The following is a 19,381-nucleotide window of genomic DNA, read 5'->3' as shown; positions in this document are numbered from 1 at the left end:
ATCCTATGCCGGACAGCGCCCGGCGGGTGCGGAAAAAAGGAGTTTTGCCTGTGAAAATTGTAGTCATCGACGGTCAGGGCGGCCGCCTGGGCTGTCTGCTGGTGGAGGCGGCCAGAGCCCGCCTGCCCCAGGCCCAGATCTATGCCATCGGTACCAATACCGCGGCCACTGCCGCCATGCTCAAGTCTGGGGCCAGCTTCGGCGCCACAGGGGAAAACCCGGTGGTCCGCAATGTGATGGACGCTGACGGGGTTCTGGGTCCGGTGGGTATCCTGGTGGCCAACGCCATCCTGGGCGAGGTCACCCCCGCTATGGCGGAGGCGGTGGGCAGCTGCCAGGCCAAAAAGTTTTTGGTCCCCATGAACAGCTGCGGCGTTCTGGTGGCCGGTGTGGAGGAACTGCCCCTGCCCGCCTATGTGTCTAAGGCGGTGGACTCCTTGGCGGCGGAGCTGAAAAAATAAGATTTTTCCTTCAGCCTCATTGACTTTTGAGCTCCGCTCCTGTATGATACATTTTACCGCGCGGGTATGGCGGAATTGGCAGACGCGCAGGATTTAGGTTCCTGTGAAGCAATTCGTGTGGGTTCGACCCCCACTACCCGTACCATGATAAGTTGACAGACCGCCAAGGGGTTGGTCTGTCAATTTTTATATACAGAATGCAAAAACTCGTTGCGCCGCAGTGATTTCACTGCGGTATTCTTGTTTATAGGAGGAAATTTTAATGAATGTGATTCAAAAAAGTGAAGCAATTAAGAACGGTCTCCGGAAGGGGTTTCAGGACGGCAGTTCTAAGATGGCTCGCCGCAAATGCTATGGGTATGAAGTTGGCCCTGACGGTGAACTGACAGTAAATCCTGACGAGGCTCAGGTAGTGTGCTGGATATTTGAACGGTATCTTGCTGGTGACAGCCTTGGGAAAATTGCTGCGGGTCTGGAAAGGCAGGGCCTTCCCTCCCCCACCGGCAGGCCCAAATGGAATCGGGAGGCAATTGACAAACTGCTCTCCAATGAAAAATACACCGGACGGGTGCTGCTCCAGAAAACGCTCAGCACCGGCGCTGTCCAGATCGAAAACAATGGCCTCATGGAACGGTATCTCTACACCGGCTCCCATGAGGCCATTATTTCTGACGAGATGTTTATGGCGGTACAGCAGGAGAAACTCAGCCGCTCCAAAGAGCCGCAAAATCACATTGCCATGAAGCTCTCGCTTTGATATAATGAAGAAAACTGCGGGAGGTCGTGCGAATGCGAAAGGTGACTGAAATTCTTCCTGCGCAAGGCCATCGTCCAATGGAACTGCGTCATCTTCGTGTAGCTGCTTACTGCCGGGTCAGTACAGAGTTGGAGGAGCAGACCAGCAGGGAGCTGTTTGAAACAATCCATCAGGCACGCAAAATAGATCCATAAAGGACTGATAAAAGTCAATACCGGCAGACAACAAAGTGATTGCTTTTCCCTCTCCGGCATCAGCCTTTCTTCCTGAATCATTGTGCCGCAAAGGATTCAACGAAAAATCGATTTTGCCCCCTTACTCCAACTTGCATTGACAAAAAGGATGCAGGCAAAAACCCCGCACTTCGGTGCGGGATTTTTGCGACCAAAAGCAGAAAACGGCGAAAGTTCAGAACAATATGAGGTTATTTACAAAATAAGGAAGCGTAAAATAAAAATAACGAGCCGGAGATGCAAATCCGCCGGATTTGGGGGTTTTTGGGAATATGCATGACTCGAACTCTCCAGCGTTCAAAAAGCAAAAAGGCCATCCACAGCCTGCCAATTTTCAGGCAGACCAATGGACGGCTTTTTTCGTTCCCCCTGTTCACATTGGCAGTGAAGTATAAATCCCTGTCCCCGGCAGAAACGCGCCCGCAAAGCCGCATATAGCAAGGCTCTTTTCCTCAAAAGTAGTAAATTGGTAGTAAATTCAGCTTAAAATCCTGCTTGTATGCCCGTAAATCAAGGTTTTTTTGAGATAATCAACCATTTCCAGTAAAAAATTTGACCGGGATGAAAAATTTCCCTCCTGTGTTTCGTGTTAAGGGTGAAGGGAGTTGAGGACCATGGTCCCGACCGGTACCGAAGAGACCATATGCCGCCTTGTGCGGGAGTACAGCGATATGCTGCTGCGCCTGGCCTGCACCCGTCTGCCCTCCGTCAGTGACGCGGAGGACGCGGTGCAGGAGGTGTTCCTGCGGCTGCTGACCGCTCCCGTCTCATTCCGGGACGCCGGACATGAGAAAGCGTGGCTGATCCGCGCCACCCTTCACCGAGCCAGCGACATCCGCCGCCGCAGAGAACGGGGGAATCTTCCCCTGGAGGAGGCGGCCCAGCAGGCCGCCCCTGAACCGGAGACAGCCCTGCTCCAGGCGGTACAGAGCCTCCCGGAAAAGTATGGAGCGGTGATCCACCTGTACTACTACGAGGGATATTCCATCAAGGAGATTGGGAAGCTGCTGGGCCTGCCCGCCGCAACGGTGGGCACCCGGCTGGCCCGCGGCCGGGACCGGCTGCGGGAACTGCTGAAGGAGGAGATCGAATGAACCGAGACGATTACCACCGCGCTGTGGACACCCTTCCTTTTTCCGCCGATTTCCAGAAGCGGACGGAGGCGCTGGTACGCCAACAGGCACAATTAAAAAAGGAGTGTATTGTTATGAAAAAGAGAGGTCTTGTCAGAGCCGTTGCCATCGCCGCCGCGGTGGCCCTGTTTACCGTTTCCGCCTACGCCGCCTCCCGCTGGCTCAGTCCCGCCCAAGTGGCGGAGCAGCACAGGGACCCCATGCTGGCCCAGGCTTTTGAGAGCGAGGACGCCATCCGGCTGGACCAGTCGGTACAGACGGAGAACTTCTGCGTCACCCTGGCGGGGCTGGTGTCAGGGGAGAACCTGTCCAGCTGGACCAGCCAGGCGGATCAGGCCCGCACCTACGCGGTGATGATTTTGGAGAGCCTGGACGGGACCCCGCTGAACAGGGAGGATTTCCCGCTCACAGACTACACCTTCACGCCGCTGGTGGCCGATTTCACCCCCTGGTCGGTGAACAACTGGACCCTGGGTGCCGGCGTCTCCCTCCTGGAACAGGACGGGGTGCTCTACTACTTGCTGGACACCCGGAGCGTGGAGGTGTTCGCGGACCACACAGTATACCTGGCCTTCTATCAGGGCACCGCACCTGACAGGGACACCTTTACCATGGCGGAGGACGGAACGATTTCCTTTGTAAATGGCTTTGAGGGCCCCCATGCCCTGTTCACTCTGCCCCTGGATGCCGGCAAGGCCGACCCCGCCGCCGTGGAGCGGTTTATGGACGAGAGCGGCTTTGACCGGGAGTGGTTCACCACCGTCCAGCCGGATGACGGGAAGACCCATGATGTCCAGATGATCGAGACTGAGACAAAGGACGGTTTGCATGTCGAGATTCTGCCCGGCGAAAAGGACAGCAGCGGGAGCCAGTCCTGAAAGGGAATGGAGTACAGTGCATCATAACATGAAAAAGCCGCCCATCTGGGCGGCTTTTTCATGCTTATTTGATAATTTTGAGTCTGAAATCGTGTTCCAGCACCTTGTCCTCTAAGCCGTCAACCTTCTTTTCCAGATTTTCCACCTTTTCCCTTATGATGCTAAGTTCTTCTGCCAAGAGATTAAATTTCGGGCTAAATTCAGCGTCCATAAGGATCGCTACATCCTTCGAAATCTGTTTTTGAGATTCCTGAATCTCGCCTCTCATACGTTTCTCAGATTCCTGGATTTCGCCTCTCATACGTTTCTCAGATTCCTGGATTTCGCCTCTCATGCGTTTCTCAGATTCCTGAATTTCGCCTCTCATACATTTCTCAGATTCCTGGATTTCGCCTTTCATGCGTTTCTCAGATTCCTGGATTTCGCCTTTCATGCGTTTCTCAGATTCCTGAATTTCGCCTTTCATGCGTTTCTCGGATTCTTGGAGTTCTTCTCGTGTAATTGTTCGGATTGCCTGCAACAATTCCTGATCCGTCATACTGATATCCCCCTCTGCTTGTTTACTGTTCTTAGTATAACAGATTTCTCCCATTTTGCAAGGAACACTTTCCCAAGAGCTACATAGGATGAAACAGCCGTCAACGGCAAATTCTACAGGGAGGGGAGGCGTTTTCATGGGTATCGTGGTGGTACGTTCCCCCCGGTGCCTGCGGGGGCTGCTGCGCAGGATTTTTAAGGTCAAATAAGCTGTCATACTTACGAACTCCCGAACATATAGTGTCAACAAAGCCAGGCTGACATTATGACAAGGGAGAGGACACCATGGAATTTGAACGTGATACCATCATCAATTACGACACAGTGGCAGAGGTCACCCTGTGCCAGGAGGAGACCCTGGAGAGCATAGTCCCGGACGCCTGTCCTGATATCCTGCGCATTGTGGACGTCTGCGGGCAGGCTACCATCAGCGGCAAGCAGGCCCGGGAGGGGGTGGCTCAGGTCACCGGTATGGTGCGGGCCTCCATCCTGTACCAGCCCGAGGGGGGCGGCGGACTGCGGCGGATGGAGGTGGGCCTGCCCTTCACCTGTCAGGCGGAGGCCCCTGGTCTCACTGAGCGGGGGACAGTTTTGGCCAGTCCCCGGCTGCGCAGTGCCGAGGCCAGGGCCCTGAATCCCCGAAAGGTGCTGCTGCGGGTGGACCTGGCTGTGGACATCACTGCCTGTCAGCCGATGGAGCGGCCCATTTGCGTCGGTGTGACCGGCGCCGAGGAGGAGGGGCTGTGTCAGCGCCAGTTCCAAGGGGAACACTACCAGCTGTGTGCTGTACAGGAAAAACCTTTTACCTTCTCTGACCAGGTGCGCCTTCAGGGGACGGGGGAGTCCCCCGTGCTGCTGGCAGTCCGGGCCCAGCCGGTGTGTACTGAGAGCAAGCTTATCGGCTCCAAACTTATTTTTAAGGGGATGGTGGAGCTCTACTTCCTTCTGCAGGAGGCGGGAGGCACGCTGTCCGCTGCCCACGAGTCCATGCCCTTCTCCCAGATTATCGAGGTGGCCGGCGCAGGGGAGGAGGGGGACTGCCAGGTGGAAGTGGAGGTGGCCTCCCTCCAGTGCGACCAACTGCCGGGAGACGGCCGTGAGCTGGAGGTCACTCTGGAGCTGCTGGCCCAGGCGCAGGTATACTGCCGCCGTCCGTTGACCCTTCTCCAGGATTTGTACAGCACCAGCAATCTGATGGAGGTGGAGCGGGAGAACCAGCCGCTGTGCCGCCTGACGGAGCAGTCAGTGCGGCCCCAGGCCGTCAGGGAGCTGCTGGAGACGGGAGAGATGGTTCGCTCCATTGTGGACGCCCGATTGGTCCTGGGCCAGGTGCGCCAGAGCCGGGAGGGGAAGGAACTGGTACTTACTGTGGAGGCCTGCGTCACTGTGCTCTATCTGGACGAAAATGAGCTGGTTCAATGCGTCCGCCGGTCTCTGCCGGTGGTTTGCCGTCTGGAGTGCCCTGAGGGAGCCAGGTGCTCCTGCTGCTGCGCCTGTCCCGGAGAGGTCTTTGCCGCCCCCGCCGCCGGCGGGGTGGAGGTGCGCTTTACCGTGGAATTCCACTGCCTGACCACCGAGACCGCCGCTGTACCGGCGGTGACCAACGCTCAGCTGGGAGAGCTCAGGAATGCCGGAGAGGGTCAGCGGCCCTCCGTAGTCCTGCGGATGCCCGCCCCCGGCGAGGAACTGTGGGATATCGCCAAAGCCCACGGCACCACTATGGAGCAGATCCTCCAGGCCAACGAGCTGGAGGAGGACATCCTGCCCATGGGCCGGATGCTCCTGATTCCCAGCACAAGATGAAATCCAAAGGCAGGCCTGGATAGGCCTGCCTCATTTTTACGCTTTACAGACGGAAACTTTTGTGTTAGAATAAGCACGAATGTTCGAACTTATGAGGTGGAGCAATGAAATTCTGTGTACTTATGGGCAGTCCCAGGAAGCAGGGCAACACCGCCGCCCTGCTGGCCCCCTTTCTGGAGGAGTGCGCTGTTTTGGGGGTGGAGGCGGAGGTCATCTGGCTTTATGACAAAAAAATTGCTCCATGCCTGGGGTGCAAGGTCTGCCAGGACTGTATGGATGGGCCGGGCTGTGTGCAGGAGGACGACTTCCAGGAAATTTTTCAGTCTATGGTAAACTGTGACGCCCTGATTTTTGCGACTCCGATCTATTCCTGGTACTGTACTGCGCCCATGAAGGCGCTGCTGGACCGGGCCATCTATGCCGGTAAGAAGAACTACGGAAAGCAGAAGGGGCCGGCTTTGTTAGGCTGTCAGAGAGCGGCTGCCATTGTAACGTGCGGATATCCTCCAGAGGAGGGAGCCGGCCTGTGGGAGGAGGGGCTGAAGCGCTTCTGCCGCCATGGGAGCCTGGAGTATTTGGGAATCCTCTGCCGTCAGGACCGGGGAACTGTTCCCTTTATGAACCGGGACCGGGAGCAGGCTGCCCGGGATTTTGCCCAAGCTCTGCACATGACCATCCGATTGGAGGACCTATGAAGATTGAACTGATGCCCCGACTGCGGATGGCGGCGGACCTGGTGCCTGCCGGAGCCCGCCTGGCCGACGTAGGCACCGACCACGCCTATCTCCCCGCCGCTTTGATTCTGAAGGGGAAAATCCCCTGGGCCATTGCCGCCGACCTGCGCCGGGGTCCTCTGGACCGGGCCTGGGCCACCGTGCGGGAGTACGGCCTGACAGGAAAGGTGGCCTTCCGCCTGTGTGATGGTCTGACTGGCATCCGTCCTGATGAGGTGGACGCCGCCGCCATAGCCGGCATGGGGGGAGAGACTATCGCCTCTATTTTGTCCGCCGCCCCCTGGACACGGGAGGAGGACGTACCGCTGATCCTCCAGCCCATGTCTTCCATGCCCGAGCTGCGGGGCTGGCTCCAGGCCAACGGCTTTTCTATTCAAGAGGAGCGGCTGGCCAAGGAGGGGGACACCCTCTATACCGCGCTGCTGGTCCGAGCGGGGGAGATGCCCCCCCTGTCCCCGGCGGAGCTGTGGGCGGGAAAAAACAGCGGCGATCCCCTGCGGGGGGAGTGGCTGGACCGGTGGATTGCCCGGACGGGACGAGCCCTGGAGGGGATGGCCCAGGGCAGGGGAGAGGAGGTCCTCCACCGCCGCCGGGCGCTGGAGGAGGTTCGCGAGGGCCTCATAAAAATGAAGGAGGAGTGGGAAGTATGCCAAAAGTAGTGAGCGTCTGCCAGTTTATTGATGCTTTTGCCCCGTTTGAGCTCCAGGAGGATTTTGACAACGCCGGTTTCCTGGTGGGCCGGAGGGACCAGGAGGTCACAAAAATTCTGGTGTCTCTGGACATCACCCATGCGGTAGTGGAGGAGGCGGCCCAGTGGGGAGCTCAGCTGATTGTGGCCCACCACCCGGTAATTTTCCACCCGGTGAAGTGGATCACCGACGAAACCCCCACTGGACAGATTCTGCTGGAGCTGATTGAGAACAAGATCGCCGCCATCTGTGCCCACACCAACCTGGACGCCGCGCAAGGAGGGGTCAACGACTGTCTGGCCGAAGCGCTGGAGCTGACCGGTATCGGCCAGCTTCACCAGGCCGGGGTGGACGGTCAGGGCCGTCCCTACGGCATTGGACGCACAGGAACGGTCCACCAGCCGGGGCTGTCCGCCAGGGAGTACGCCGCCTTTGTGAAGGCGAAGCTGGGATCCGCCAGTGTCCGCTGTGTAAGCGGAGGAAAACCGGTGCAGAAGGTGGCGGTAGGGGGCGGGGCCTGCGGCTCCATGATAAAGGACGTGATCGCCCAGGGCTGCGACACCTTCGTCACCGCCGACGTGAAATACGACCAGTTCCTGGAGGCCAAGGCCCTGGGGCTGAACCTGCTGGATGCCGGCCACTTTCCCACGGAGAATGTGGTATGCGGGCCCTGGGCCCGGTGGCTGTCTGAGACGTTCCGGGATGTGGAGGTGCGCCTGTCGGCGGTCCACAAGGAAGTTTATAAATCGGTGTAAAAAAACCTTGCAATCTGGGACTTCCTGTGATATACTACCCAAGTCTGAATAACGGGCGGTCCTCTGCGGCCCTCTGCGAGGCGGAGAAAACAGCCGGAACGAACGCCTATACAACAGGAGGAAAACAACCATGGATCTGATGAAAGCATTTACCGAAAAGTACACAAAGGCCGAGCCCCCCAAGGTGTCCATTGGCGACACCGTCCGTGTTCACCTGCGGGTAAAAGAGGGTAACCGTGAGCGTATCCAGGTCTTCGAGGGCACCGTTATCGCCAAGAAGCACGGCGGCATTGAGGAGAGCTTTACTGTCCGCCGCATTTCTTACGGTATCGGCGTGGAGAAGGTGTTCCCCCTCCATGCTCCCTCTGTGGAGAAGGTGGAGGTTGTCCGCAAGGGCAAGGTGCGCCGCGCCAAGCTGTACTACCTGCGCGACCGCGTGGGCAAGGCCGCCAAGGTCAAGGAAGCGCTGTAATCAAAAAAGGAGCGGCTTTGCCGCTCCTTTTTCTTAAATTCTCCCAAATAATCAGAGTGTTTGCATGGAGGGGGAGAGTGGTATGGCCGGGAACGGCGTCAAGCTGACGGATATTGCGCGGGGTGTTTTTATGCTGGCCACCGCCGCAAGGCTGATGACCAGACGGGAGGTGGAGGCCGGGCTCAACCAGGTTCTGCCCGGCGCGGCCGTCCTGAAGGTGAAAACCGGTACGCGGTCCAAGGGGTATAAATTTAAAAATTATACTGTCTCATACAGAGATATTGTTTTTACCTTTAAAAACTATCAGGAAGGCAACTTTTTCTTTGCCGGAAAGTCCGCAGGCTACAGCCATAACTACTGCGAAAAGCTTTTTCAGCGCTTTTCCAGAGAGATTGGAGAAATCGCGGAACGATATCAGGTGACGGTTGAAGGCAAGTACAGCATTGGCGTGACCAACCGTGTTGCCGCCATGGAGGAGATCGACGCGGGGGCCAGGGCCCTAGAGGAGCTGTACCAGCTGATGAAGGGCTACATTCCCAGGACAGAGCTGAGGTGGTTCCCCTTTGAGCTGAAGCTTTATACCCTCTATGGAAAGCTGGAGTGTATCTGTGTCAAAAAGCAGGGGGACTGGAATTATTCCCACACCCGCCAGCTGCTGTATCTGAATTTCAAGGCGGCAGTGGACATGGGGCTGGTGAAGGATGTGGCGCTGTCCCAGGAGCTGCTGGACGCCATCCCCCAGAAGTATATCCAGGCTCTGTACATCAACGGGGAGCCCTATGTGTCGAACGACTATGACATTCGATTTATCTACAGCCTGGAGAACAGGAGATATTATGCGCCTGTGGGCTTTGGGATCAAGATTTCCTGTAACGGCGGGGTGGAGGACTATTTGCAGCGGGAAATTATCAAAGCCTTCTATCCCAACGCCCAGTATACCATCTCCATGAAGGATCAGACCACGTCCTATCAGATCGGGGCAGACCGCTTTCAGGTGCGGCGGGGGCGGAACAGCCTGACCGTTTGGAAAAACGGCCGGAAGCTGCCAGTGAAGTATTTTCACAAGATATCTGATACCCACACCGGCGCGGAATACTACTACTGGGTCTCCCTTGAGGACTTCGCCATGCTGATGGGGATGTCAGTGGACAAGGTGGAGCGGGACGGGGTCTATCTCCGATTACCATAGACCCTGCATTTTGGCGTTGGCCAGCCCCAGTACCAGCAGATGGGCGGGGTAAAAGACGTACCACAGATATTTGTCCCCCGGAAAGGAGGGACCCTTCTTTCCGTTGTAGAAGAAGGTGAACGCCACCCCCAGCAAGGGCCCCACCGCGTTGATGCACAGCATGTGGAGCCAGCGATAGGTAAACAGCTGTTCGGAGAAAAGCATCCAGACCAGCCCGTACCGGGACAGGGGCATGAGGAACAGCCAAAGCAGAGCCTTTTTGCGGAACGGCCAGTTTTCTGTCCAGTAAAAGACCAGAATGAACAGAATATAGGACCCCTTGCCCTCCGTCAGGCTAAGGTACTGAGCGGCGGCTATCACCCCGGCGGCCAGAACATACCCCAGCCCCGTCCGCTTTTCGTTGCCCCAGTCCATCAGCCGCAGGGTGAGCAGACCCAGCAGCAGGGTGAACATGATGTTGCCGTGAAAGCCGAACAGGAGGTAATAGGGATACTCCGCCAGACAGGCGAAGATCAGCAGCCGCAGGGCGTATTTTTTAAAATTCCGGGTGTGGCGGTAGCCGTTGGCGATGGAGAACAGAAAGATGGGGGCGGCGATGCGGCCGATGTAGTCGGTGGCCCGCTGGAGAACCAGAAGGGCCGGGATGGACTCTGACACGTCGGGGAAGAACAGGACCTCCACCGTCAGGGTCAGGGGCCAGACATAGGTGACGTGGTCCCACAGCATGGACAGCAGGGCGATGATTTTTAACGCGAAAAAACTCAATGTGGTTCCCTCCTTAAAAAATTTACAGGGAGAGGATACCAGATGTTTCTTACAAAAAAGCGTTCAAGTTCCTTACAAATTTCTGAAAAGAAGGCGGAGCGGATGAAACGGATTTGGAAAATAATTGCCATTGGCGTGTGCGCCGGTCTGCTGCTGGGGGTGCTCAAAGGAGCGCTGCACATTGATGAGGATGTGTTTATGCGCTGGTATTGGGCCGGTGCGGCGGTGGTTATACTGGGGGCTGTGCTGGTCAACGTGATTTACAACATCTGCTATCAGAAAAGGATGAAAAAGCTTGTCCCGCTGCTGGAGGCCCAAAAGCCCCGGGAGTATATCACCGGCGTGGAGCAGCTGCTGCAAACCGCCAAGGGGCAGAATCTAAGAACCATTTTGACAATGAACCTTTCCGCAGGGTACATTGACCTGAAGGAGTTTGACAAAGCAATCGAGCTGCTGGAGGGGATATCCGACAAACGGCTTGCGGGTTCTGCGGTGAAAACGGTCTACCGGCTGAATTTGTGTATCTGCTATTTGCAGTCAGGGCAGGGGGAAAAGGGTCTGGAGCTGTACAGCAGCAGTCAAGCAATTTTTAAGTCCCAGAGAGACGGCAAACTGTATGGCGGCAATATCGCAATTCTGGACATACTGGCGGCCATTCAAAAGAAAGAGTACAGTCAGGCGGAAGAGCTACTGGACGAAGCGCGGCAGAGGTGGGTTGCCCCGCGCTTTCAGGAGGCATTCCAAGAGATTGAGCATACCCTGACGGAGATCAAAAAGGAGCAAAATTTATGAACATCCAATGGTACCCCGGCCACATGACCAAAACCCGGCGGCAGATTGAGGCGGATCTAAAGCTGGTGGATGTGGTGGTGGAGATTATCGACGCCCGCGTTCCCGTCTCCAGCCGCAACCCGGACATTGACACCATCTGTGCGGGAAAGCCCCGGCTGATTGTCCTCAACCGGGCCGACCAGGCCGACCCGGCCCAGAATAAGGCGTGGGCCGTCCACTTCCGCAGTCAGGGCCACTCCGTGCTGGAGACAGACGCCAAAACCGGGCGGGGGATCAATCAGTTTTCCGCCATCATCCAGGGCGTGCTGAAAGACCAGATCGCCAAATGGCGGGAGAAGGGACAGGTGGGCCGTCCCGTGCGGGCTATGGTGGTGGGGGTGCCCAATGTGGGAAAGTCCACCTTCATCAACAAGGTGGCCAAAAAGAAGTCGGCCAAGGCCAGCGACCGCCCCGGCGTCACCCGGGGCAAGCAGTGGGTCCATGTAGACCAGAGCCTGGACCTGCTGGACACCCCCGGTATTCTCTGGCCCAAGTTTGAGGACGAAACCACCGGCATGAACCTGGCCTTTACCGGGGCGGTGAAGGATGAAATTATGGATATTGAGACCCTGGGCTGCCACTTTATGGCCCTGCTGGGGGATCGCTATCCCCAGGCGCTGATGGAGGGCTATAAGCTCACTGAGGTGCCCGCCCGTGAGGAGGGGGAGAATGACGCGGCCTGGGGCTACCGGCTTCTCCAGTCCTGCGCCGCCAGGCGGGGGATGCGTATTTCAGGCGGAGAGGTGGACACCGAGCGGATGGCCCGCGTTCTGCTGGACGAGTACCGGGGGAGCAAGCTGGGCCGGTTTACGCTGGAGGTGCCGTAAGGGTGCGAAAAGGCCTCCTTCGAAAAGGGGGCTTCGCCCGGAGGGCGGTGGGGGTTTCCCCTAACGCAGACGGATGCGTTTCGATAAGGGAAAACCCTCTGTCACGGCTTTGCCGTGCCACCTACCTTTGTGAAGGGAGGCTTTCCCCTGCGGGGGACGAAAGGAGTGGGAAACGATGGACCTTTGGCAGTACGAAAAAGAAGCGACAGAGGGGGGGAATACCCTTGTCTGCGGCTGTGACGAGGCGGGGGCGGGGCCGCTGGCCGGGCCAGTGTACGCGGCGGCGGTGATCCTGCCCTTTGGGGAGGACATCCCCGGCCTGGACGACTCCAAAAAGCTGACCGAAAAGAAGCGGGAGGGGCTGTTCCCCGTCATCCAGGACAGGGCGCTGGCCTGGTCGGTGGCCTGGGTGGAGGCGGCGGAGATTGACGCGACAGATATCCTCAGCGCCCGGATTAAGGCTATGCAGCTGGCCATTGACGGGCTGTCCCCCAAGCCGGATTTTGCCCTTATTGACGGCAACCGGGACCATGGGCAGTCCGCCGTCATTACAGCGCCCCACCGCTGCGTGGTGAAGGGGGACAGCCTGTCGGCTTCTATCGCGGCGGCCTCCGTCCTGGCCAAGGTGAGCCGGGACCGCTTTATGGCGGAGATGGCGCAAAAATATCCGGAGTACCGCTTTGACAAGCACAAGGGCTACGGCACCCGGCTGCACTATGAGCTGCTGCGTACTTATGGCCCCAGCCCCATCCACCGCCGGACCTTTTTAAAAAACCTGTGAGCGGGCAGAACAGCCGCCTTAAGGGGCGGTGGGGAGAGGATGCGGCGGCCGGTTACCTGCGGGACAGGGGCTTTGCCATTTTGGCTTCCAACTGGAGCAGCCGCTTTGGGGAGATCGACCTGATTGCGGAGGACGGGACCTACCTGTGCTTTGTGGAGGTCAAGCTGCGCAAAAGCGCCGCCTACGGCAGCGCGGCGGAATTTGTGGACCGGCGCAAGCAGGATAAGCTGCGCAGGACCGCTATGCTCTACCTGTCCGGCCATCCCACCGAGCTCCAGCCCCGGTTTGATGTGATTGAAATTTACGCGCCTCAGGGGGAACATACCGTCAAACCGGAAATCATCCATTTGGAAAACGCCTTTTAGAACCTGTGAATACAGGTTCTTAGCATAAATTTCTTGACCTTCGGCCGGAAAGCTGGCATAATAATAGCCATCATCATAAAAGTAAGGAAGGATCGACATGCGGTATATCAGCACGCGGGACAACACCATCCATTACTCCGCCTCTCAGGCCATTACCCAAGGGCTGGCCAAGGATGGGGGGCTGCTGACCCCCTTTTATATCCCCAAGCTGCCCGGCAAGGCGCTGGACGACATCAAGGAGATGGCCTACCAGCAGCGGGCGGTGTACATTATGAAGCAGTTTTTGGAGGAGTTCTCCGTCAAGGAGCTCACCGACTACGCCAACGCCGCCTACGGCCCGGACAAGTTTGACTCCCCGGCGGTGGCCCCTGTCCGCACGGTGGACGGCAATACCCACTGCCTTGAGCTGTGGCACGGGCCCACCTGCGCCTTTAAGGACATGGCTTTGCAAATGCTGCCCCATCTGCTGTCCGCCTCCCTGGTGAAGACAGAGGAGGAGAAGACGGCGTGTATCCTGGTGGCCACCTCGGGGGACACGGGCAAGGGGGCTCTGGAGGGCTTTAAAAACGTGCCCCGCACCAAGATACTGGTGTTCTACCCCAAGGACGGGGTATCTGAGGTCCAGGAGCTGCAAATGGTCACCCAGGAGGGGGGCAACGTGGGCGTGTCCGCTGTAGTGGGCAACTTTGACGACGCCCAGACCGGCGTAAAAAAGCTGTTTTCTGATAAGGCTGTCTGCCAGGAGCTGGAGCGCCGGGGATATTTCTTCTCCTCCGCCAACTCCATCAACTGGGGCCGGGTGCTGCCCCAGATTGTCTACTACATTTCCGCCTACTGCGACCTGCTCCGGGACGAGAAGATCGCCCCCGGTCAGGCGGTAAATGTCTGCGTGCCCACCGGCAACTTCGGCAATATTCTGGCCGCTTACTACGCCAGGGAGATGGGCCTGCCTATCGATCAGCTGATCTGCGCCTCCAACAGCAACAACGTTCTCACCGGCTTCCTGCGGGAGGGGGTGTATGACAAGAACCGCACCTTCTACAACACCATGTCACCCTCTATGGATATCCTCATCTCCTCCAACCTGGAGCGGCTGCTCTTTGCCTTCACCCAGGACACCGGGGAGGTCAAGGGGTATATGACCCAGCTGTCTGAGACGGGCCGGTATCAGGTGAGCGGCAAAGTCCGTGACCGGCTTCAGGCGCGGTTCAAGGGCTACTTCTGCGACGACACAGAGACCCAGCGGGTTATCCGGGCCATGTTCGACAGGCACGGCTACCTGATCGACACCCATACCGCCGTGGCCTTCTCCGCCCTGGACCAGTACCGGAGCGAGACGGGGGATGAGACCCCCGCCATTGTGGCCTCCACCGCCAGCCCCTTCAAGTTCTGCGCCAGTGTTTTAGAGGCCCTGGGAGAGACCAGCGCCGCCGGCGGCCTGGACGCGCTGGATCAGCTGAGCGCCAGAACGGGCCAGCCTGCCCCCGCACCTCTGGCCGGCCTGCGGGACAAAAAGGTCCGCTTTACCCAGGTGGTGGAAAAGGACCACATGGTGGACGCGGTGCTGTCCCTGCTGGGGTGAGCCCATGTCCCTGTACGTCATTGGAGACACCCACCTGTCTCTGGCCTCGGACAAGCCCATGGACGTGTTCGGGGGCGGATGGACGGGCTATGTGGACAAGCTGCGGGAGGGCTTTCAAATTGTGTCCCCGGAGGACACCGTGGTGGTCTGCGGAGATATTTCGTGGGGCATGAGCCTGGAGGAGGCCCGGGAGGACTTTGCCTTTCTGGATGCCCTGCCCGGAAGACACAAGCTCCTGCTCAAGGGCAACCACGACTACTGGTGGACCACCGCCAGCAAGATGAAGACCTTTTTTGAGGAGAACGGATTTTCCACCCTGGACATTCTGCACAACAACTGCCATTTTTACGGGGACACCGCCCTGTGCGGCACCCGGGGCTGGTTCTACGAGGAGGACCGGGGGGAGCACTCCACGAAAATCTTCAACCGGGAGCTGATCCGCCTGGAGGCCTCATTGAAGGCGGCGGGGGAGAGGGAGAAGCTGTGTTTTCTCCACTATCCGCCCCTGTATCAGGGTTACCGCTGCCAGGAGATTATTGACCTGCTGGAGGGATACAAGGTGAAGCTGTGCTGCTACGGCCACCTCCACGGGGGAAGCCACCGCCTGGCCGTCACCGGCCGCCAGGGGACAGTGGACTACCGCCTGGTGGCCGCCGACTATGTGGGCTTTAGGCCGGTGTGTATCCTGTAGGAGCAAAAAAGCCTCCCTTCGCAAAGGGAGGCGTCATTTGCGAAGCAAATGACAGAGGGTTTGCTCCAATGGAAATGCGCCCGTTTTCGTTAAGAATCCCCCCACCCGGCTGCGCCGGGAGCCCCCTTTGTGAAGGGGCCTTAGAGGAGGCTTTCGATGGGAGCCCCTCTCTGCAAAGAAAACCTTTTGGGGCGCAATTTCGAAGCTGTCCCCGTCAAAATGCCTGATTCCAGGGTTCACAGAAAGTGAATCAGGAAAAAATCTGGAAAATTTCAAAAAAAGACTGTTCAAACCGCCGCATATCTGATAGAATATCGTGGCGAAAGTAAAAGGGCCCCTCCGCCGGCCGTTTCCGGAGGCGGGACCGACAGGAGGAAATTGTACAAATGAAGGTCACCAGTGTTGAGAAGAAAGAGAAGAGCACCGTAGAGCTCACCATCCAGGTGGAGGCCGAAGCTTTTGAGGCCGCCGTCCAGAAGGTCTATCTGAAAACCCGCGGGCGCATCAACGTCCCCGGCTTCCGCAAGGGCAAGGCTCCCCGGAAGATTATTGAGGGTATGTATGGCTCCGGCGTGTTCTATGAAGACGCCATCAACGACGTCTACCCCGCCGCCTATGAGGAGGCCGTGAAGGAACAGGGCCTGGACGACGTGGGCTACCCCAAGATGGAGGTCGTGGAGGTGGGCAAGGAGGGCTTCACCTTCAAGGCGCTGGTCTCCGTCCGTCCCGAGGCCGTGCTCAGCGAGTATAAGGGCCTGACCGCCCCCAAGGAGGAGGCCAAGGTCACCGACAAGGATATCGACGAGGAGCTCAAGCCCTATATCGACCGGGCCACCCGTCTGGTCAGCGTAAAGCGCAAGGCCAAGAAGGGCGACACCGCTGTCATTGATTTTGAGGGCTTTGACAACGGCACCCCCTTTGAGGGCGGCAAGGGCGAGAACTACGACCTGAAGCTGGGCGCGGGCATGTTTGTCCCCGGTTTTGAGGAGCAGGTTGTGGGCATGAAGGCTGGAGAGGAGAAGGATATTGACATCACCTTCCCCGAGGATTACCACGCCGACCTGGCCGGCAAGGCCGTGGTCTTCCATGTGAAGGTCAATGAGGTAAAGGAGTCCCAGGCCCCCGAGGTGGACGACGAGTTTGCCAAGGACGTGTCTGAGTTTGAGACTCTGGCCGATTTCCGCAAGGATCTGGGCGACAAGCTGCTGGAGCGGAAGAAGACCCAGGCTCAGGCTGACTTTGAGAACGCCGTGATGGAGCAGCTGGTGGAGAACATGGAGTGCGAGATCCCCGACGGTATGGTGGAGAGCCAGACCGACCGGCTGATGGACGACTACGCCATGCGCCTGCAGAGCCAGGGCATCCCCATGGACCAGTACATGTCCATGATGGGGATGACCCCTGAGATGATGCGCGCCTCCGCCAAGCCCGCCGCCCTGAAGCAGGTGCAGATGGAGCTGGCCCTTACCGCTGTGGCCAAGGCGGAGAATATTGAGGTTTCTGACGAGGAGTATGAGGCGGAGATCGCCAAAATGGCCGAGCAGTACAACATGGAGGCCGACCAGGTGAAGGCCATTGTCCCCATGGACGGCTTGAAGAAGGACTTGGCTCTCCAGAAGGCCCACAAGCTGGTAATGGACAACGCCAAGGAGGGCAAGGCCAAGAAGAAGGCCGCCCCCAAGAAGGACGGCGAAGAGGAAACGGGCGAGGAAAAGCCCAAGCGCACCCGGAAAAAGAAGACTGAGGAGCCTGCTGAGGAGTAAACAGATACACGTCCCGGGGCGGCTGCGACCGCCCCGGGCGTACGAATATCCCAAGGAATGAATTTCCGCTCCAATGGGTATAATCAGGTATCCCAACTGAAAAAGGAGTATGATTATGAGCTTAGTTCCCTATGTAGTAGAACAGACCAACCGAGGCGAGCGGTCCTATGATATTTTCTCCCGCCTGCTTAACGACCGTATCGTCATGCTGTCAGAGGAGGTCAACAGTACCACTGCTTCCCTCATTGTAGCCCAGCTGCTGTATCTGGAGGCTCAGGACCCGGACAAGGAGATCCAGTTCTACATTAACAGCCCAGGTGGTTCTGTTACTGACGGCATGGCCATTTACGACACGATGCAGTATATCAAGTGCGACGTGTCCACCATCTGTATCGGCATGGCCGCCTCCATGGGGGCCTTCCTGCTGTCTTCCGGAGCCAAGGGCAAGCGGCTGGCCCTGCCCAACGCCGAGATTATGATCCATCAGCCCTCCGCCGGCACTCAAGGCCAGATTACCGATATGGCTATCCACCTGAAACGGCTGGAGATTGTCAAGAGCAGAATGAACCGCATCCTGTCTGAGAATACCGGCAAGCCCATTGAAATTGTCACCGCCGACACAGAACGGGACAACTTTATGAGCGCCCGGGAGGCTCTGGAGTACGGCCTGATCGACAAGGTGATTGAAAAGCGGTAATTTTCCCAAGAAATTGAGGTGTATCCATGGCTAACAACGACGAGAGAAAGGTCCGCTGTTCCTTCTGCGGCAAGCACCCGGACCAGGTGCAGCGGATGATCGCCGGTCCTGGAGTCTATATCTGCAACGAGTGCGTCAACCTGTGCATGGAGGCGATGGGGGCCGAGCCCCTGCTGCTGGACGACCTGGACCAGTTCCCCGGAGAAATCCCCGACGCCATCCCCACCCCCAAGGAAATTCACGCCGTGCTGGACCAGTATATCATTGGCCAGGAGAAGGCCAAGGTGGCCCTGTCGGTGGCGGTGTACAACCACTATAAGCGCATCTACTTCGGCGGGGCGGAGGACGTGGAGCTGCAAAAGAGCAACATCCTCCTTATGGGCCCCACCGGCTGCGGCAAGACCCTCTTCGCCCAGACCCTGGCCCGGGTGCTGAAGGTCCCCTTCGCCATTGCCGACGCCACCACCCTCACCGAGGCGGGCTACGTGGGCGACGACGTGGAGAATATCCTCCTGCGCCTGGTTCAGGCCGCCGACTACGACATTGAGCTGGCCGAGCGGGGCATCATCTATATCGACGAGATGGACAAAATCGCCCGGAAAAGTGAGAATACCTCCATCACCCGTGATGTGTCCGGCGAGGGCGTGCAGCAGGCGCTGCTGAAAATTTTGGAGGGCACCGTTGCCAACGTCCCCCCCCAGGGCGGACGGAAGCACCCCCATCAGGAGTTTATCCAGATTGATACCCACAACATTCTGTTCATCTGCGGCGGAGCCTTCGACGGTATTGACAAAATTATCGAGCACCGTCTGGACAAGCGCTCTCTGGGCTTCGGCGCTGAGATCAAGAGCAAAAAGGAGCGCAATGTGGGTGAGCTGATGAATGAGATCCAGCCCCAGGATCTGCTGAAGTACGGCATCATCCCCGAGCTGGTGGGCCGTATGCCCGTGGTTACTACCCTGGAGTCGCTGGACCGGGACCAGATGGTGCGCATCCTCACCGAGCCCAAGAACGCCCTGGTGAAGCAGTACCAGGTGCTGCTCAACTACGACGAGGTGGAGCTGGAGTTTACCCGGGAGGCCCTGGAGGCTGTGGCCGACCGGGCGGTGGCCCGGGAGATCGGAGCCCGCGGCCTGCGGGCCATCCTGGAGGAGGTCATGAATCAGATCATGTACGACATCCCCTCCGAGCCCACTATTGTCAAGGTGACCATCACCGGCGAGTGCGTCCGGGACGGCGCGCCCCCTGAGCTGATCCGGGACCCGGAGCGGACCCAGCGGCCTAAGCTGGGCAGGGCCAGCTTGCAGCTGGAGCAGCCCCGGCGGCGGGACCACGGTCGAGCGGGTTGACATAATAAGAATCAGGCGCCCCGCGGCGCCCCCACAGCGGGGCACGGGGCGTCTGTCCTGCTTCGAAAGCCTCCCTCGCTGAGGGAGCC

22 protein-coding genes and 1 tRNA gene are annotated in these 19,381 nt (G+C 58.3%); 21 read left to right on the top strand and 2 right to left on the bottom strand.

The genetic code is table 11. From position 1 onward, the window contains the following. Positions 1-50: 50 nt before the first annotated feature. From NFS22_RS06935 to NFS22_RS06910, 6 genes are all read left to right on the top strand, one after another. Positions 51-461: a DUF3842 family protein gene (locus NFS22_RS06935; RefSeq protein ID WP_251316986.1), complete on the top strand. Its 411-nt coding sequence runs from the start codon at positions 51-53 to the stop codon at positions 459-461. Positions 462-521: 60 nt separating this feature from the next. Next, a tRNA-Leu gene (locus NFS22_RS06930) sits at positions 522-606 on the top strand. Between the two features lie 117 nt (positions 607-723). Next, complete coding sequence (locus tag NFS22_RS06925) at positions 724-1,218, top strand: recombinase family protein (protein WP_251316985.1); 495 nt, start codon at positions 724-726, stop codon at positions 1,216-1,218. A 32-nt stretch (positions 1,219-1,250) separates the two neighbouring features. Beyond that, a complete protein-coding gene (locus NFS22_RS06920) occupies positions 1,251-1,412 on the top strand; it encodes a hypothetical protein (protein ID WP_251316984.1) in 162 nt (53 codons plus the stop codon). Positions 1,413-2,065: 653 nt separating this feature from the next. After that, positions 2,066-2,545 carry an RNA polymerase sigma factor gene (locus NFS22_RS06915; RefSeq protein WP_251316983.1) on the top strand — a complete coding sequence of 160 codons (480 nt, stop codon included), beginning with the start codon at positions 2,066-2,068 and terminating at the stop codon, positions 2,543-2,545. Next, positions 2,542-3,462, top strand: coding sequence for a hypothetical protein (locus NFS22_RS06910; RefSeq protein WP_251316982.1), 921 nt, complete (start codon positions 2,542-2,544; stop codon positions 3,460-3,462). Before NFS22_RS06915 ends, NFS22_RS06910 begins: the two co-directional genes overlap by 4 nt. 64 nt (positions 3,463-3,526) lie before the next feature. Here the strand turns inward: NFS22_RS06910 and NFS22_RS06905 are convergent, their stop codons facing one another. Continuing rightward, entirely contained in the window at positions 3,527-4,216 is a 690-nt protein-coding gene (locus NFS22_RS06905; RefSeq protein ID WP_251316981.1) for a hypothetical protein, read from the bottom strand. 68 nt (positions 4,217-4,284) lie between these two features. Here NFS22_RS06905 and NFS22_RS06900 point away from each other — a divergent pair, with 68 nt between their 5' ends. The 6 genes from NFS22_RS06900 (at position 4,285) to NFS22_RS06875 (ending at position 9,641) form a co-directional block, all read left to right on the top strand. Beyond that, on the top strand, positions 4,285-5,802 hold the full coding sequence (locus NFS22_RS06900) for a DUF3794 and LysM peptidoglycan-binding domain-containing protein (protein ID WP_251316980.1): 1,518 nt from the start codon (positions 4,285-4,287) through the stop codon (positions 5,800-5,802). A gap of 104 nt (positions 5,803-5,906) precedes the next feature. Continuing rightward, entirely contained in the window at positions 5,907-6,497 is a 591-nt protein-coding gene (locus tag NFS22_RS06895; RefSeq protein ID WP_251316979.1) for a flavodoxin family protein, read from the top strand. After that, a complete protein-coding gene (locus NFS22_RS06890; RefSeq protein WP_251316978.1) occupies positions 6,494-7,195 on the top strand; it encodes a tRNA (adenine(22)-N(1))-methyltransferase in 702 nt (233 codons plus the stop codon). Before NFS22_RS06895 ends, NFS22_RS06890 begins: the two co-directional genes overlap by 4 nt. Then, positions 7,183-7,980, top strand: coding sequence for a Nif3-like dinuclear metal center hexameric protein (locus NFS22_RS06885; protein ID WP_251316977.1), 798 nt, complete (start codon positions 7,183-7,185; stop codon positions 7,978-7,980). The genes NFS22_RS06890 and NFS22_RS06885 overlap by 13 nt, the downstream gene beginning before the upstream one ends. 130 nt (positions 7,981-8,110) lie before the next feature. Continuing rightward, on the top strand, positions 8,111-8,452 hold the full coding sequence (gene rplS, locus NFS22_RS06880; protein WP_277614750.1) for a 50S ribosomal protein L19: 342 nt from the start codon (positions 8,111-8,113) through the stop codon (positions 8,450-8,452). 82 nt (positions 8,453-8,534) lie between these two features. Then, positions 8,535-9,641 carry a hypothetical protein gene (locus NFS22_RS06875; protein WP_251316976.1) on the top strand — a complete coding sequence of 369 codons (1,107 nt, stop codon included), beginning with the start codon at positions 8,535-8,537 and terminating at the stop codon, positions 9,639-9,641. Here NFS22_RS06875 and NFS22_RS06870 read toward each other — a convergent pair. Beyond that, positions 9,633-10,406: a TraX family protein gene (locus NFS22_RS06870; RefSeq protein WP_251316975.1), complete on the bottom strand. Its 774-nt coding sequence runs from the start codon at positions 10,404-10,406 to the stop codon at positions 9,633-9,635. The genes NFS22_RS06875 and NFS22_RS06870 overlap by 9 nt on opposite strands. Positions 10,407-10,508: 102 nt before the next feature. On the opposite strand from NFS22_RS06870, the gene NFS22_RS06865 reads away from it, so the two are divergent. The 9 genes from NFS22_RS06865 (at position 10,509) to clpX (ending at position 19,292) form a co-directional block, all read left to right on the top strand. After that, complete coding sequence (locus NFS22_RS06865; RefSeq protein WP_251316974.1) at positions 10,509-11,198, top strand: hypothetical protein; 690 nt, start codon at positions 10,509-10,511, stop codon at positions 11,196-11,198. Next, positions 11,195-12,064, top strand: a complete 870-nt coding sequence (gene ylqF, locus NFS22_RS06860) for a ribosome biogenesis GTPase YlqF (RefSeq protein WP_251316973.1) — start codon at positions 11,195-11,197, stop codon at positions 12,062-12,064. The genes NFS22_RS06865 and ylqF overlap by 4 nt, the downstream gene beginning before the upstream one ends. A gap of 175 nt (positions 12,065-12,239) precedes the next feature. After that, positions 12,240-12,845 (top strand): ribonuclease HII, encoded by a 606-nt coding sequence (locus NFS22_RS06855; protein WP_251316972.1) that lies wholly within the window; start codon positions 12,240-12,242, stop codon positions 12,843-12,845. After that, on the top strand, positions 12,842-13,210 hold the full coding sequence (locus tag NFS22_RS06850; protein WP_251316971.1) for a YraN family protein: 369 nt from the start codon (positions 12,842-12,844) through the stop codon (positions 13,208-13,210). Before NFS22_RS06855 ends, NFS22_RS06850 begins: the two co-directional genes overlap by 4 nt. Before the next feature lie 97 nt (positions 13,211-13,307). Further along, a complete protein-coding gene (thrC, locus tag NFS22_RS06845) occupies positions 13,308-14,792 on the top strand; it encodes a threonine synthase (RefSeq protein ID WP_251316970.1) in 1,485 nt (494 codons plus the stop codon). A gap of 4 nt (positions 14,793-14,796) precedes the next feature. Continuing rightward, a complete protein-coding gene (locus NFS22_RS06840) occupies positions 14,797-15,483 on the top strand; it encodes a metallophosphoesterase (protein WP_251316969.1) in 687 nt (228 codons plus the stop codon). 386 nt (positions 15,484-15,869) lie between these two features. Further along, on the top strand, positions 15,870-17,246 hold the full coding sequence (tig, locus tag NFS22_RS06835; protein WP_251316968.1) for a trigger factor: 1,377 nt from the start codon (positions 15,870-15,872) through the stop codon (positions 17,244-17,246). A 115-nt stretch (positions 17,247-17,361) separates the two neighbouring features. After that, a complete protein-coding gene (clpP, locus tag NFS22_RS06830) occupies positions 17,362-17,943 on the top strand; it encodes an ATP-dependent Clp endopeptidase proteolytic subunit ClpP (protein ID WP_251316967.1) in 582 nt (193 codons plus the stop codon). A 26-nt stretch (positions 17,944-17,969) separates the two neighbouring features. Next, entirely contained in the window at positions 17,970-19,292 is a 1,323-nt protein-coding gene (clpX, locus tag NFS22_RS06825; RefSeq protein ID WP_251316966.1) for an ATP-dependent Clp protease ATP-binding subunit ClpX, read from the top strand. The last annotated feature ends 89 nt before the right edge of the window (positions 19,293-19,381 follow it).

The organism is Flintibacter muris (assembly GCF_943192995.1).
In the GTDB taxonomy this organism is placed as follows: Bacteria; Bacillota; Clostridia; order Oscillospirales; family Oscillospiraceae; genus Lawsonibacter; species Lawsonibacter muris.
Note: the sequence above shows the minus strand (reverse complement) of the source record. Positions and strands in the feature narration are given on the sequence as shown.